This window comes from Lactobacillus sp. UMNPBX12 (genome assembly GCF_002553955.1).
Lineage (GTDB): Bacteria > Bacillota > Bacilli > Lactobacillales > Lactobacillaceae > Lactobacillus > Lactobacillus crispatus.
The window spans coordinates 1-418 of the sequence record NZ_PCYY01000076.1 but is presented as its reverse complement, the minus strand read 5'-3'; the positions used below and the strand labels follow the sequence as shown (position 1 = coordinate 418).

Annotated in this window: 1 protein-coding gene; it reads left to right on the top strand. The window is 22.5% G+C overall.

From position 1 onward, the window contains the following. Window positions 1-404, top strand: a 404-nt coding sequence (locus tag CP363_RS11095; RefSeq protein ID WP_233187175.1) for a hypothetical protein, incomplete at its 5' end; no start/stop codon positions are given. Window positions 405-418: the final 14 nt, after the last annotated feature.

Here is a 418-nt window from a genome sequence, read left to right as displayed (position 1 = left end):
GGGAAATAAAATTAAGGAAATATTCATCCTTACACAAACTATTTTACGGTCTCATTTTAAAAAAGGCTTCTAGTGTCAAGATACTTAAATCTGTTATTCCAAATATTAAACATGATCCTAAAATTATCTTTATATTCTGCTTTTTTATACATATGAAATATAAAGATAGCATCATTATTTCTAAAATAGTTACTCCAAAGTTCATAAATAATTGTGTTGGACTAAATATTGCTAATAATATTGCTATAAGTCCTATTACCCAAATAGTAATCTTATTTCTTTTATATGTATTAGATATATTGCAAAAAATAAAAAGATCTGTAATTATTGAAAAAACAGTGAGTAATAATATCCAAAAAAAATTCGAAAATTGCAATTTCAAATTGAACACTTTTGAAAATTAAATTCTGTATATTGA